The sequence below is a fragment of the Burkholderia sp. 9779_493 genome (genome assembly GCF_015712215.1).
In the GTDB taxonomy this organism is placed as follows: Bacteria; Pseudomonadota; Gammaproteobacteria; order Burkholderiales; family Burkholderiaceae; genus Burkholderia; species Burkholderia cenocepacia.
Map to the genome: position 1 here is coordinate 45,789 of NZ_JACCQA010000012.1, position 13,067 is coordinate 58,855.

12 protein-coding genes and 1 pseudogene are annotated in these 13,067 nt (G+C 68.2%); 9 read left to right on the forward strand and 4 right to left on the reverse strand.

Annotated features, from left to right (window positions below):
• Positions 1-99 precede the first annotated feature (99 nt).
• The 5 genes and pseudogenes from H0X95_RS14305 to H0X95_RS14325 all read left to right on the forward strand — a co-directional run bounded on the left by H0X95_RS14305 (position 100) and on the right by H0X95_RS14325 (position 5,352).
• Positions 100-531, forward strand: a complete 432-nt coding sequence (locus H0X95_RS14305; RefSeq protein WP_006498468.1) for a DUF3331 domain-containing protein — start codon at positions 100-102, stop codon at positions 529-531.
• Between the two features lie 64 nt (positions 532-595).
• A pseudogene (locus H0X95_RS14310) lies at positions 596-766 on the forward strand (alpha/beta fold hydrolase); the annotation flags it as partial.
• Positions 767-1,297: 531 nt separating this feature from the next.
• The gene (locus H0X95_RS14315; protein ID WP_059721766.1) at positions 1,298-3,103 is read left to right on the forward strand and encodes a winged helix-turn-helix domain-containing protein; all 1,806 of its coding nucleotides are present in this window, start codon (positions 1,298-1,300) and stop codon (positions 3,101-3,103) included.
• Positions 3,104-3,333: 230 nt separating this feature from the next.
• The gene (locus H0X95_RS14320; RefSeq protein ID WP_006498462.1) at positions 3,334-3,759 is read left to right on the forward strand and encodes a DoxX family protein; all 426 of its coding nucleotides are present in this window, start codon (positions 3,334-3,336) and stop codon (positions 3,757-3,759) included.
• A gap of 111 nt (positions 3,760-3,870) precedes the next feature.
• A complete protein-coding gene (locus H0X95_RS14325) occupies positions 3,871-5,352 on the forward strand; it encodes a mechanosensitive ion channel family protein (protein ID WP_034204048.1) in 1,482 nt (493 codons plus the stop codon).
• A gap of 47 nt (positions 5,353-5,399) precedes the next feature.
• On the opposite strand, the gene H0X95_RS14330 is transcribed toward H0X95_RS14325, so the two are convergent.
• Positions 5,400-6,308 carry a LysR family transcriptional regulator gene (locus H0X95_RS14330; RefSeq protein ID WP_006498460.1) on the reverse strand — a complete coding sequence of 303 codons (909 nt, stop codon included), beginning with the start codon at positions 6,306-6,308 and terminating at the stop codon, positions 5,400-5,402.
• 121 nt (positions 6,309-6,429) lie between these two features.
• Between H0X95_RS14330 and H0X95_RS14335 the strand changes: the two genes are divergently transcribed.
• Positions 6,430-7,335: a helix-turn-helix transcriptional regulator gene (locus H0X95_RS14335; RefSeq protein WP_006498459.1), complete on the forward strand. Its 906-nt coding sequence runs from the start codon at positions 6,430-6,432 to the stop codon at positions 7,333-7,335.
• A 101-nt stretch (positions 7,336-7,436) separates the two neighbouring features.
• Positions 7,437-8,600 (forward strand): aldose epimerase family protein, encoded by a 1,164-nt coding sequence (locus tag H0X95_RS14340; RefSeq protein ID WP_059721768.1) that lies wholly within the window; start codon positions 7,437-7,439, stop codon positions 8,598-8,600.
• 27 nt (positions 8,601-8,627) lie between these two features.
• Here the strand turns inward: H0X95_RS14340 and H0X95_RS14345 are convergent, their stop codons facing one another.
• Positions 8,628-9,488 (reverse strand): PhzF family phenazine biosynthesis protein, encoded by an 861-nt coding sequence (locus H0X95_RS14345; RefSeq protein WP_059721769.1) that lies wholly within the window; start codon positions 9,486-9,488, stop codon positions 8,628-8,630.
• A gap of 16 nt (positions 9,489-9,504) precedes the next feature.
• Positions 9,505-10,323, reverse strand: a complete 819-nt coding sequence (locus tag H0X95_RS14350) for a TrmB family transcriptional regulator (RefSeq protein ID WP_006498455.1) — start codon at positions 10,321-10,323, stop codon at positions 9,505-9,507.
• A gap of 133 nt (positions 10,324-10,456) precedes the next feature.
• Here H0X95_RS14350 and H0X95_RS14355 point away from each other — a divergent pair, with 133 nt between their 5' ends.
• Together H0X95_RS14355 and H0X95_RS14360 are read left to right on the forward strand one after the other, a co-directional pair.
• Positions 10,457-10,822: a RidA family protein gene (locus tag H0X95_RS14355; protein ID WP_006498454.1), complete on the forward strand. Its 366-nt coding sequence runs from the start codon at positions 10,457-10,459 to the stop codon at positions 10,820-10,822.
• A complete protein-coding gene (locus tag H0X95_RS14360; protein ID WP_059721770.1) occupies positions 10,819-12,024 on the forward strand; it encodes an MFS transporter in 1,206 nt (401 codons plus the stop codon). Before H0X95_RS14355 ends, H0X95_RS14360 begins: the two co-directional genes overlap by 4 nt.
• Positions 12,025-12,072: 48 nt before the next feature.
• Here H0X95_RS14360 and H0X95_RS14365 read toward each other — a convergent pair whose 3' ends face one another.
• Positions 12,073-13,044, reverse strand: a complete 972-nt coding sequence (locus tag H0X95_RS14365; protein WP_043205938.1) for an AraC family transcriptional regulator — start codon at positions 13,042-13,044, stop codon at positions 12,073-12,075.
• Positions 13,045-13,067: the final 23 nt, after the last annotated feature.

Here is a 13,067-nt window from a genome sequence, read left to right on the forward strand (position 1 = left end):
CGGCGGCTATCGTCAGCATCGGGTCGTCGGCACACGTCGCGCGCCAGGCGAACGCGGCCGACGACCCGCGCCGCCCGTCACCTGCCTGAATAAGCCGCCATGGACGCCTTCAATCGCTGGGAGCACATGATTACGTCGCTCGGACCGCTACCTGCCACGGGGAGCCGGATGCCGCCGCTGCCGCGTACGCGAGAGACGGACGGCTCGCGTCGCCCGCATCGCAACGATGCGCCGGTGCCGTCGAGCGGCGACGTGCGCCGCCGCAGCGCGATCGTCGCCGTCGAGCGGCAGACCGATTCGTCGATGCTGGTGTCGTGGAGCGATCCGACGCGTTGCCGCTACGACGAACAACGCTGGATCAGCGCGAAGGCGCGCAGGCTGGCGCGCTGCGCGCTCACCGGGCAACCGATCCGGGTCGGCGACGCGATCTACAAACCCCAGTGGCGCGGCGAGAAACGCCCCGCGAACTGCCGCGAGATGGTGCTCGCGACGGCGCTCGAGCAGTTCGTTACCCGGCAGTCCCGGGCATGACGCGCCGCGCCGCACGCTTCGGCCGCGTCCATGGGCGCGGCTTCCCTACTCGAAAGGAACCTTCATGAGCACGTTCGCCACCCGCGACGGCGTGTCGATCCACTACAAGGACTGGGGCAGCGGCCGCCCGGTCGTGTTCATTCATGGCTGGCCGCTGAATGCCGACATGTGGGACGTGCAGATGCATCATCTGGCGTCGCACGGCCTGCGCGGCATCGCGTACGACCGACGCGGCGACCGCGAAACTCGTTCCGAATTCGACGCTGAGCGTCTATGAAGGCGGCCCGCATGCGCTGTGACGTACGCGACCAGGCTGAACGACGAATTGCTGGCGTTCGCGCAGGGCTGAGCTTCGCGATGCCGGTTCCGCGCGGCGAATCGCGCCGGAAGCGAGCCAGAAGCGCATGCCAATACGTCGACGGATATTCGGCCGGCGCAATAGAGCAACCCGAAAATAAACCGGCCGTTCGAATCGAAAAGAAAATGCGCCGCATATCTCCGTCCGGCAAACATTTCGTCTGATATATCGGAATCGCATTCATGGACGCATGCACCATTTGCACATGAAACGTGCGTGATCGCGCCGCATTTCAGTGCTGGAGTGCAAAACAGCACCGTGCGGCGGAATTTTTCGTCATTTCAAAAAATTCGAGCCGTTCATTCTGATAATTTGAATCATTCGACCATGCAAATACCGTAGCATTGATGCCGAACCGGCACCCGATTTCAGTGGGGCGCCGTTGAATGTCACCCTCAAGAAATTCTCATGATCCGGATTGGAACACTTCACGTTTTTCTCGACAGACGTGAAATTCGTTCGAACGGCAAGCTGCTGCGCATCGGCAGCCGCGCATTCGAAATTCTCGAGCTGTTGATTCGGGCGAATGGTGCGCTGGTATCGAAAGACGACATCATGCAGCGGGTATGGCCGCACACCGTGGTGGAGGAAAACAACCTGCAGGTGCACATCGCGTCGCTGCGCAAGGCGCTGGCCGACGACCGCAACCTGATCGTCACGGTGCCGGGCCGCGGCTATCGGTTGGTCGTCGGGCAGGACGACGGCGACGCGCCCGTGCGTCCCGCGATGTGGCGGCCGTCCGCGGCGCCGAGCACGCTGTTCGGCCGCGAACAGACGGTCGCCGACGTGCTGGCCGCCCTGCAGGGCGCGCGCGTCGTGACGCTGGTCGGCGCGGGCGGCATCGGCAAGACGCGCGTCGCGATCGAAGCGGCGGCGCGCGCCGACGCACGCTTTCCGGAAGGCACCGTATTCGTTTCGCTCGCGACCGTCGCGTGTCCGCGCTTCGTCCCGGACGCGCTGGCGGGCGCGTTCGGCATCACGCAGCCGACCGGGTCGCTGACCCTCGAAGCAGTGCTCGCCAGCGTCGCGCGTCGCCGGATGCTGCTCGTGCTCGACAATTGCGAGCACCTGCTCGACGCCGCCGCGCAGATCGCGAGCGCGCTCACCGATGCGGACGACGGGCTGTGCGTGCTCGCGACGAGCCGCGAATCGCTGCGCATCCACGGCGAGCGCGTGTGCCCGGTGCCGCCGCTCGACGTCCCCGACGAAGGGGGCGGCGACGGCGAGGCGATGAACGCCAGCGCGGTGCAGTTGTTCGCGGCGCGGGCACGTGCGGCCGATCCGCGTTTTCCGCTCGACGCGCGCAGCCTGGCGTTGATGGCGTCGGTCTGCCGTCGCCTCGACGGCCTGCCGCTCGCGATCGAACTGGCGGCGGCGCGCGCCGCCGTGCTGGGCATCGACGTGCTGGCCGCCCATCTCGACGATCACTTTCGGCTGCTGACCGGCGGTTTTCGCACCGCGTTGCCCCGTCACCAGACGCTGCAGGCGATGTACGACTGGAGCTACCGGTTGCTCGGGGACGCCGAGCGCCTGCTGCTGCGATGGCTCGGCGTGTTTCGCGACGGCTTCTCGATCGAGGCCGTGCGCGAGGTCGTCGGTGCCAACGGGCCGGCCGGCGCCGAGCTGCTCGAGACGATCGCCGGCCTCGTGTCGAAATCGCTGGTGATCCTCGAGACCGCGCACGGCGTGCCGCGCTACCGGCTGTTGACGACCACGCGGGCCTACGCGCAACAGCAACTCGACAGTCACGGCGAGGGCGCGGCTGCGGCGCGCGCGCACGCGACCTACTTCCTCGCGTTGTTCCGGCGCGCGGCCCACGATGGCGACGCGCCGGGCAGCGGGCCGGAGGGCGCGACCCGGCTCGATGCGGTCCGCCGCGAGCTCGGCAATCTGCGTGTCGCGCTCGACTGGGCATTTTCGGCGCAGGGCGACGCGGCGCTCGGCATCGCGCTCACGGCCGTCGCGGTGCCGTGCCTGTTCGATCTGTCGCTCGTCGACGAATGTCGCGAGCGCGCGCGCGTCGCGCTCGATGCGATGCGTGACGCGGATGCAACCGGGGTGTCCGACGATGCGCGCGTGCGGGTGCTGGCCGCGTACGCGGCGGCGCTCGCGCATACCGCAGGGTCGACGCAGGTCGTGCACGACGCGTGGTCGGAGGTGCACGCACTCGGATTCGATGCGGCCGAGGCCGAACTGCCGTCGCGCGAGTCGTGACGCCGGGTTCGTGCGCGTTTCCCGTGTTTCAGAACGATTCAGCCCGGATACAGGACGGCGGCGGGCGGCGCGCGTAGATTGCCTGAACGGCGCGTGCCGACACCCCGTCGGCACGCGTGCGCATCGACCGCCTGCGCTCGCCGACATCGCGCGATCCCACTGAAGGTCGGCGCGGCGAAACACCCGGCGCACGCGTCGCCGCGCATCCCGTTCAACCGACGAACCGCCGCATGAAACCTGATCAACCCGACCTTTCCCGTCACGCGACCGATCTCGGCCTGCTGTTCCTGCGCGTCGCCGCCAGCGTGCTGTTGCTCGTCGTGCACGGCTTGCCGAAGATCGTGCATTACACGGCCGAAGCCGCGGCGATCGAAGATCCGTTCCATCTCGGCCGCACGCTGTCGATCCTGTTCGCGATCTTCGCGGAGGTCGTGTGCCCGGTCTTCGTGATCGTCGGTCTGTATCCGAGGCTGGCGGCGCTGCCGGTGATGATCGTCACGCTCGTCGCGCTGGTGTTCGTCCACCCCGACTGGCCGCTGCGCGATGCGCAGTTCGCGTGGATGCTGCTGATCCTGTTCGGCACGATCGCGATCGCGGGTGCCGGCCGCTACGTGTTGCCACTGCCGTTGCCGGGCGTCATGCGCCGGCGCGCCTAGCGGCGGCCAGTGCGTCGGCGGCCCGCACGCCATGTGCGTGACGATTCCGTCCGCGCGGCGACGTACGTGCTGCCGCGCCCATCCTTTCGCGCGCCGCGCGTGCGTTCCGACATGTTGAATTTCTCCGATACGGCGATCTACGGTGCGCCGATCGTGCTGGCCGATCTCGCCGCGTGGCGGCTGTTCGGGCGCGGTCGCTCCGCGGCGCGCGCCATCCGGCGCTGCGCGGCGTTCGCCGCGTTGACCGCGGTGCTGTTCGCGACCGGCGTGAGCCCGCTCGCCGTGCCTGCGTCGCTCGCCTGGCTCGACCGGATCGCGGTCCAGGCCATCTGCATCGCCTGGTGGCTCCAGTGCGCGATCGTGTTCAGTCTGCTGCTCAATCATCTGCTGCTGCCGCGTGCGTGGCGCAACCAGCGGCTGTTTCACGACCTCGCCGAAGCCATCGTGTTCGGCGCGGCCGCGGTGGCCGCGCTCGGCTACGTGCTCGGCCTGCCGTTGAGCGGCCTGGTCGCGACCTCCGGCGCCGTGGCGGTGATACTCGGCCTCGCGCTCCAGAACACGCTGAACGACGTGTTCTCCGGGCTCGTGCTGAATACCACGCAACCGTTCCGGCTCGACGATACGGTCTCGATCGGCGAGCTCGAAGGGCGCATCGTCGAGAGCAACTGGCGTGCGACGAAGCTGATCGACAGCCTCGGCAACCTGGTCGTCGTGCCGAACAGCACCGCGGCGCGCGCGACGATCGTGAATCTCAGCGAACCCGCGGGCCTGCACGGCGTGACGCTCGCGCTCGACCTCGATCCCGCGGTGCGGCCGGCGGTGGCCGTCGGCGCGCTGGAGCGGGCCGCGGCGAGTTCGCTCGACGTGCTCGCGCGCCCCGCGCCGATCGCCGTCGTGAAGGCGTTCCGCGCGAACGCGATCCAGTACGAACTCGTCTGCTACGTCGACGCACTGCAGAAGAAAATTACCGTGCGCAACGCGCTCTACGATCTCGCGCATCGGCATCTGGCCGCGGCGGGCGTCGCATGGCGGCCGCTAGCAGGCTCTGCGCCGGCGTCCGTATCGACATCGCTAGGGCAGCCGGTATCGCGTCGGCTACTGCTGTTGCGCGCGGTCGAATTGTTCGCGCGCGTGGACGACGACGATCTGGCCGTGCTGGCCGATGCGCTGGTTGCGCGTTCGTTCGGCAAGGGCGACGTGATCTATGCGTCGAATGCGGAGTCGCGCGTGCTGACGATCGTCGAATCGGGCGTCGCGGCGGTGTTCGTGCCGGGCGCTTCCGGCGATGTCGAAGTCCGGCGCATGGCGCCGGGCGATGCGATCGGGCAGTCGGTCGTGCTCGCCGGCACGCGGCTTCATGCGACCGTGCACGCGGTGACCGCGATGACCGTGCATCAGCTTCGCAGCGAGGATCTGTCGGCACTGATCGCGAGGAAGCCGGCGCTCGGCAGGCTGATGTGCGAGTCGCTCACCGACCATATCGCGACCGAGGAACGGGTGATGATTCCGCCGGTCGAGAAAGCGCACGCGGGGTTCAGCCTGATCGGGTGGCTCGAGAAGGAAATGAAGCGGCTGCACGATTCGCTCGGCTGACGCCGGGCCGGATCGCGAGGGGCGCTGGCGGCCCGCGAACGGGCGTGTCAGTCCGGCGTCGTGAAACGATCGACGAGATCCGGCTGGTCGAGTTGCTCGACCCACCAGTGCAGCGCGCGGCCCGCCTCGTCGCCGCGCCACGCGAGATAGCAGTGCGTGGTATCGCGCATGCCGGTCACCTGGCGTGCGACGAGCTTGCCGTCGGCGATCGCGCGCGCCGCGATGCATTCCGGCAGCGTGCCGACCGCGAGCCCTTCGCATTGCGCTTCCAGCTTCGCGGCCAGCGTCGGTACCGCGAGATACGGCTGGCCCGCATCGATCGCTACCGACTGCGGCTGCAGTTCGCGCGACGTATCGCTGATCACCGCGCCGCGATACTGGACGACCGACGCCATCGCCAGCGGTTCGGGCAGCGACGCGAGCGGATGGGACGGCGCGACCGCGAACACGTGTTTCAGCGAGCCGATCGGCCGTGCGACGATGCCCGGCAATTCCGGCGGTTCGCCCGCCGCGCCGACGACGAGATCCGCCCGCCGCGAAATCAGCGCATCCCACGCGCCGCCGAGCACTTCGGTCGACAGCCGCAACCGCGTGTCCATCCCGAGCGCGTAGAACCGGTGGACGTACGGCCACAGCGCGTCGAACGGCAAGATTTCGTCGATACAGACGCGGACTTCCGTTTCCCAGCCCTGTTGCGCGCGCAGCGCCTTCATTTCGAGCTGCTCGGCCGCCCGCAGCAGGCGCCGGCCTTCCTCGACGACGATGCGGCCCGCATGCGTGAGCTTCGCGCGCCGTCCGCTGCGGTCGAACAGCGCCACGCCGAGATCGCTTTCGAGTTTCTGCACCAGGTAGGTGAGCGCGGACGGGACACGATGCAGCAGTTCCGCTGCTTCGGCAAAGGTGCCGGTGCGGTCGATCGCGTCCAGGGCTTCGAGCGCTTCGAATGACAGCTTCATCGCGAATTCCGGTAGGGGGTGGCTGGCGCATCATACCAGTGCGGGGTGCGGCGCGAGCAGCGTGCGTCGCCGCGATTTGCTAGAGTGACAAGCCTCGTCATTCACCTTCCCGCATCGCCCCATGAGCGCCCCTCAGCCGGACACCGCATCGTCCGATTTCATCCCGGCCGACGTCAGGCAGACCGTCGTCACGCAAGCGTTGCCGAACGGGCAAATCGGTATCGTCCGGCTCAAGACATTGCGCAGGAACATGGGGTTGACCGCGCCCTATGAACTCGAGAATACGGATCTGATCGTGCTGCAGTTGCAACCGTTCGGCGAGCAGGATCTGTGGCTCGACGGCCGCCCCGCACCGTTCGTTCCGTATGACGCGGGAACCGTGTCGATCTACGATCTCGACCGTCGCTGGGTGGCCGATCTCCAAGGTGCGTTCGATTGCCTGCATTTTCATCTGCCGCGCCACACGCTCGAGGAAACCGTCGACGACCTCGGCGGCCGGCAGCGGCCGCAGCTTTATCTGCCGCCGCATCTGAGCACCCACGATTCGGTCATCCATGCGCTCGGACACGCGCTGCTGCCTGCGCTGGCCCGGCCGGGCGAAGCGTCGCAGATCTTCATCGATCACGTGGGGCTGGCGTTTCAGGCGCACGTCGCGCATCGTTACGGCGGCGTCGGCGAACGGCGGGAAAGGTCGGACGGCAAGCTCACGCCGTCGCAGGCGCGCCGCGCGAAGGAGTTGCTGCTCGCGCACCTCGACGGCAACATCGGCCTGGCCGACGTGGCGAGCGCGTGCGGGCTGTCTCGCGGTCATTTCGTCAAGGCGTTTCATCGAACGACCGGGCTGCCGCCGCATCGCTGGCTCATCGTGCAGCGCGTCGAACGGGCGAAGGAATGGATGCGTGACCCGAACATGCCGTTGAGCATGATCGCCGTTGCATGCGGCTTCGCCGATCAGAGCCATTTCTCGCGCACCTTCACGCGCCTGACCGGTGTCACGCCTCGCCGGTGGCGCGCGGACCATACGTGATCGTCGCGACGCGGATGCGGGGCGCGGCATGGCAAGCGCGGCGACGTGCAGGCATGCAACTTGCGCGGCCGCACGGGCCGCACTACTTTGGAGAGATTTCCATGAAACGACGCTGGCCGCGACAACCGATGCTCGCGATAGGTGTGTTCGCAACATTCGCGCTGCACGCAGCCGCTGCATCGGCGGCGCCCGACGTCTCGATCAGCCGCGCGGATTACGGCACGACCGCGACCGGGCAGGCGGTGAGCCAGTACACGCTCGCGAACCGGCACGGCGTGACGCTGAAAGTCATCACGTACGGCGGCATCGTGACCGCCCTCGACGTGCCCGACCGAACCGGCCACGCGGCCGACATCGTGCTCGGCTTCGATTCGCTGCGCGACTACGAGGCACACAACGGCAACATCCATTTCGGCGCGCTGATCGGCCGGTATGCGAACCGCATCGCGGGCGGGCGTTTCACGCTCGGCGGCAAGACGTGGAAGCTGCCGGTCAACGACGGGCCGAACACGCTGCACGGCGGCCCCGACAGTTTCGATGCGAAGGTCTGGACGGTTACCGGCACGCACAGCGACGCGACCGGTTCGAGCGTCACGCTGCGCTACGTGAGCCCCGACGGCGAGAACGGCTTCCCCGGCACGTTGACGACCGACGTGACCTACACGCTGACCCGCGACAACCAGATCCGCATCGACTACCGCGCCACGACGGACAAGGACACGGTCGTCAACCTGACCAACCACAGCTACTTCAATCTGGCCGGGCAGGCGGGCGGCAGCGTCGAGCGGCAACTGATCGAGATCGCCGCATCGCGTTTCACGCCGACCGACGATACGTCGATTCCGACCGGGCAACTGGCGAGCGTCGCGGGCACGCCGATGGACTTGCGCCAGTTGACGCCGATCGGCGCGCATGTGCGCGATGCACATCCGCAGCTCGCGATCGCGCATGGCTACGACCAGAACTGGGTGCTCGACCAGGGCGGCCAGTCGGCTCCCGCGTTTGCCGCGCGCGCCTACGACCCGGCGTCGGGGCGTTTCCTCGAGCTGTACACGACGCAGCCGGGGCTGCAGTTCTATACGGCCAACGGGTTGAACGGCAGCGTCGCGGGCAAGGGCGGCGCGATCTACCGGCAAACCGATGCGTTCGCGCTGGAAGCCGAGCATTTTCCCGATTCGCCGAATCGTCCGGCCTTTCCGTCGACGGTCCTGAAGCCCGGCGAGACGCTGCACGAAGTGACGGTGTGGCGGGTGGGCGCGCGGTGAGCGTCGGCGTCGGCCGCATCGCGTTCGTCAAACGTTGATCACGCCGCGCCCGATTTCGATCACGCGCCCGCCGACGCCGATTTCGCCCGCGGCATTGACCGACAGGCGCAGCAGGCAAGGGCGGCCGACGGCTTCGCCCTGTTCGATCCGAAATGCGGCCGGCAGGTCGTGCCCTCCGGCCAGCAGCCAGCCGCCCAGGTTCGCGCAGGCCGAACCGGTGCCCGGATCTTCCGACACGCCGCCGCCTTGCTTCACGAAGAAATAGCGGGACACGACCGTTCCCGGGCGTGCGTCGTCGAACGCGAACACATACGCGGTCTTGCGGCCGAGGCTGCTCCGGGGCCAGATGTCGAGGTGCGCGCTGTCGGGTTGTGCGCGCCGCACGGCGGCCGGGTCCTTGAGCGCGACCAGCAACTGGTCGGCACCGGTATTGACCCACAGCGGCGGCGCGAGCAGATCGTCCTCGGCGAGCCCGAGCAGCGCCGCGACCTGCGCAGCGGACAACGCGCACGGCGCCGTGTTCGGCATGCCTGAGTGCGGCGCGGTGAAGGTCCACACGTCGTCGCGCGCCGTGACGTCGACGACGCCGGCCTTGAATTCGAGCGTGAGCGCGTCGCCGGCATTCAGCCGCTCGCGCACGACGTGCGCGGTGCCGAGCGTCGGATGGCCGGCAAACGCCATCTCGTAGCCGGGCGTGAAGATGCGAACGCGTGCATGCGCGCGTTCGGACGGCAGCACGAAGGTCGTCTCCGACAGGTTGAACTGCACGGCCAGCGCCTGCATGGTCGCATCGTCCATGCCGCGCGCATCGTCGAATACGCAAAGCGGGTTGCCGCCGAACGTCGATTCGGCGAAGACGTTCAACAGACGGAAGGTGTAGGAGGGCATCGATATCTCGTACGGGTCAGCTCGGCTTGTCGAGCGGCGCAAGCATCGCCTGCATGTCGGGATGCTTCAGTACTTTCCGGTATTCCGCCGGACTCATGGCGTCGATCAATACGCGGCCGCTCACGTCGGCCTTGATGTACTCGACCGCGAGCAGCGCGATGACCGGATTGGTCGTCAACGTCGCATGGTCGGGCGACTGATCGCCGAATTCCGCGACCACGGCCTCGGTGTCGTCCGCGATCGCGACGGCCAGCCTCCGCCCCGACAGCCGAAGTCGCGCGCTGGCGCCGCATTTGGCCATGTCGTAGCAGCGCGGGCCGTTGAGCGTGCGATTGCCGTAGATCGCCACGTGCGTATCCACGCCGCGCGCCGCGGCTGCTTCGAGCAGCGGCCCGAGATCGTCGATTTCTTCGTCCCAGACACCCGCGAAGATCGCCGTCTTCGCATGGTCGATCACGCGCGCGAAGGCGCTGACGATCGCCTCCCGCCCGCTCAACGACCAGACCAGCCCCGGCTCTTGCCGCACCGGCAACCGGTCGAGCGCGTCCGCTGCGAGCTCGAGATCCGCGTTGAAGCGCGTGCGCAGTTCTTCCAGCAGCGACCGGTGCGGCACGGCCGCATAGCGGACCGGTTCGGAGCGGTTCACGAGCACCGCGCCGCGCGCCTCCAGGCGGCCCAGGGTCTCGTAGACCTTCGATGGCGGCATGCCGGCGCGCCGGCCGACTTCCGCACCCGTCAGCGCGGCTTGGCCGACGAGCGCCGCGTACGCCTGCGCCTCGTATTGCGTGAAGCCAAGCCGGATCAGTGACGTGATCAGTTCCGCGTTGTCGTTCATGTGGATGGATTCGGATTGCCGTGACGCGCTTCAGGGGATGCTTGATTAACTACCGAAGTAGTATAGAATCGATCTCGCTTACTACTGAAGTAGTAAGCGAGATTTCCCAACCTTACCGAGGAAGATCATCGAGATGCGTCAACGGATCAGTACCGGCTCCCCGTGGGAGCCGAAGGTGGGCTATTCGCGTGCCGTGGTCGTCGACAACACGATCTACGTATCGGGGACGGCCGGCAAAGGCGACGACGTGTATGCGCAGACGCGCGATGCGTTGGCGACGCTCGGCAAGGTCCTCGCGGACAGCGGATTCGCACTGTCGGATGTCGTCCAGAGCCGGCTGGTGGTCGCGGATTTCGACCATTGGGAAGACGCCGCACGTGCGCACGGCGAGATATACGGCGAGATCCGGCCGGCATTCTCGCTGGTCCATGCGTTGCCGTTCGTCGATCCTGAGATTCGCGTCGAGGTCGAGGCGATCGCGGTGCGGACCGCCGCATGACGGTCGCCGGCCCGCCCGCCTACCTGTCCCGCACCGCGATCGCGATGCTGGCGCTCGCGGCGGGCGTCGCGATCGCCAACGGCTATGCGCTGCAGCCGTCGCTGTCGGCCATTGCCGGCGATTTCGGCGTGTCGGCTGCGCGGATGGCGACCCTCGCGTCCGTGACGATGCTCGGCTATCTGGCCGGCCTGGCGCTGCTGGTGCCGCTGGTCGACCGGTTCGGTCCGCGCACGCTCATTCCGGCGCAAATGGGGGGGCTCGCGGTGTTGCTCGCGTGCGCGTCGCTGTCGTCGACGCCGCTCGCGCTCGACGCCTGCTTCGTGCTGGTGGGGGCCGCCACCACGGTCGCGGCGCAATGCAGCGCGGTGGTCGGCAAGCATGCGGAGCCGCGTCGGCGGGGCGCGGCGATGGGCGTGGTTTCCGCGGGCATTTCCGCCGGCATCCTGCTGAGCCGTTTCGTCGGCGGCGCGTTGTCGCAGTGGTGCGGATGGCGGGGCGCGCTGCTCGCGCTGGCCGGCTGCGTGGCGCTGGCGGCCGTCGGCAGTGGCGTGCTGTTGCCCGGCGGTCGGCCCGAACGGCGTTCCGGCCACGCAGCCACGATCGGCGCGATTTCGCGGCTGTTGCGCGACAGCACCGCATTGAGGCGCCGCACCGGCGCCGGCATGCTGTGGTTCTTCGCGTTCAATCTGGTCTGGGTCGGATTGGCGATCCGTCTGGCCGCGCCGCCGTACAGCATGGGGGCGGCCGCGATCGGCGCATACAGTCTCGCCGGCGTGCTCGGCCTGGGTGTGACGCGCGTGGCCGGCAAGCTCACCGATCGCTTCGGCGATCGGGCGGTGATCGGCTGGGGGCTCGCGGTGGCCGCGCTTTCCACGTTGCTGCTTGGCGTCGCCCTCGGACATCCAGGCTGGCTGGGCGTCGGGCTGGCGTGGTTCGATGCCGGTTGTTTCGCTGCCCAGGTCGCGAACCAGGCGCGGGTCGTGGCGATTCAGCCCGCGCGGGCCGGTGCATTGAGCGCCGCGTACCTGACGCTGTACTACGCGGCCGGCGCGGGCGGCGCCGTGGCGGCAGGCATGCTCGTCGAACGGATCGGGTGGGGTGCGATGATGTTCGTCGCGGCCGTTGCCCTGGCGGCAGCCGGGTGGGTCGGGGCCGCACGCGTGAGCGTCGATGCCTCGGGCGAACCGACGTCCGCCGGTTGAGTGCGTGCGGGACCGGCGACGGTCATCGGCCGGATGTTCGCGCCCACCTCAATGCGACGACACGAACACCGCATCGTCGAACGCTTGCGGAATCGCGAAGCTCGCGCGCATGCGCTGTGTTTCCTTCGCCGGCGTCAACCCGAACAGGCGCTTGAATTCCCGGCTGAACTGCGACGGGCTCGTATAGCCGACCGCGTAGCCGGCCGCCTCCGCCGTCAGATCCTGGCGCACCATCAACAACCGCGCCTGATGCAGGCGCGTCGATTTCAGGTACTGCATCGGCGACACCTGCGTGACCGCCTTGAAGTGACTGTGAAAGCTCGGCACGCTCATGCCGGCTTCGTTGGCCAGTTGCGACACGTCGAGCGGCCGCGCGTAATCGGCGTGGATCATGCGTAACGATCGTCCGATCCGGCCGAATTGCCCGCGCATCGCCAGTGCGCTGCGCATCGCGTCACCTTGCGCGCCGGTCAGCACGCGGAAATACAACTCGCGAAGCAGCGCCGGGCCGAGCACCGCGGCGTCGAGCGGCCGCTGCAGCGCCTCGACGAACCGCAGCACCGACGCGTGCATCGCTTGATCCATCGGCGTCGACATCATGCTCTTCGGCGCCTGCACGGTTTCCGCGCGGCCAGCGCGGTCGATCTGCGCGGCGAGTTCGGCGGCCAGCGTGAAATCGAGGTGCAGGTACAGCGCGAGCAGCGGGCGCTCGGGCGTGGCGTCGGTTTCCATGCTGAACGGGACGGGCACGGAGACGGCCAGGTAATGGTGTTCGTCGTACAGATAGCGCTCGCCGCCGAAGTAGCCGCGCTTCGATCCCTGGCACACGATCACGATGCCCGGGTCGTACAGCACCGGCGTGCGCGACAGCGCGCGGTTCGCGCGCAGGATGCGCACGCTCGGCAGCGCGGTCAGGTTGTAGCCTTCGTCGGGCGCCAGCGTGCGCAGCAGCGTCACCAGGCGCTTCCGGTCGCGCGGCGGCAGCGCTGAAGAGCGAACGGAGGCGGGCGAGATGCTCATAGTTTTGTGCAAGAAAATCAGCG

What these genes read in the sequence shown, in the direction of transcription:
- H0X95_RS14335 (WP_006498459.1), top strand. Translation starts at nt 6,430, where the DNA reads ATGAGCGCCCCTCAGCCGGACACCGCATCGTCCGATTTCATCCCGGCC.
- H0X95_RS14325 (WP_034204048.1), top strand. Translation starts at nt 3,871, where the DNA reads ATGTTGAATTTCTCCGATACGGCGATCTACGGTGCGCCGATCGTGCTG.
- H0X95_RS14345 (WP_059721769.1), bottom strand. Translation starts at nt 9,488, where the DNA reads ATGCCCTCCTACACCTTCCGTCTGTTGAACGTCTTCGCCGAATCGACG.
- H0X95_RS14330 (WP_006498460.1), bottom strand. Translation starts at nt 6,308, where the DNA reads ATGAAGCTGTCATTCGAAGCGCTCGAAGCCCTGGACGCGATCGACCGC.
- H0X95_RS14320 (WP_006498462.1), top strand. Translation starts at nt 3,334, where the DNA reads ATGAAACCTGATCAACCCGACCTTTCCCGTCACGCGACCGATCTCGGC.
- H0X95_RS14305 (WP_006498468.1), top strand. Translation starts at nt 100, where the DNA reads ATGGACGCCTTCAATCGCTGGGAGCACATGATTACGTCGCTCGGACCG.
- H0X95_RS14355 (WP_006498454.1), top strand. Translation starts at nt 10,457, where the DNA reads ATGCGTCAACGGATCAGTACCGGCTCCCCGTGGGAGCCGAAGGTGGGC.
- H0X95_RS14365 (WP_043205938.1), bottom strand. Translation starts at nt 13,044, where the DNA reads ATGAGCATCTCGCCCGCCTCCGTTCGCTCTTCAGCGCTGCCGCCGCGC.
- H0X95_RS14350 (WP_006498455.1), bottom strand. Translation starts at nt 10,323, where the DNA reads ATGAACGACAACGCGGAACTGATCACGTCACTGATCCGGCTTGGCTTC.
- H0X95_RS14315 (WP_059721766.1), top strand. Translation starts at nt 1,298, where the DNA reads ATGATCCGGATTGGAACACTTCACGTTTTTCTCGACAGACGTGAAATT.
- H0X95_RS14360 (WP_059721770.1), top strand. Translation starts at nt 10,819, where the DNA reads ATGACGGTCGCCGGCCCGCCCGCCTACCTGTCCCGCACCGCGATCGCG.
- H0X95_RS14340 (WP_059721768.1), top strand. Translation starts at nt 7,437, where the DNA reads ATGAAACGACGCTGGCCGCGACAACCGATGCTCGCGATAGGTGTGTTC.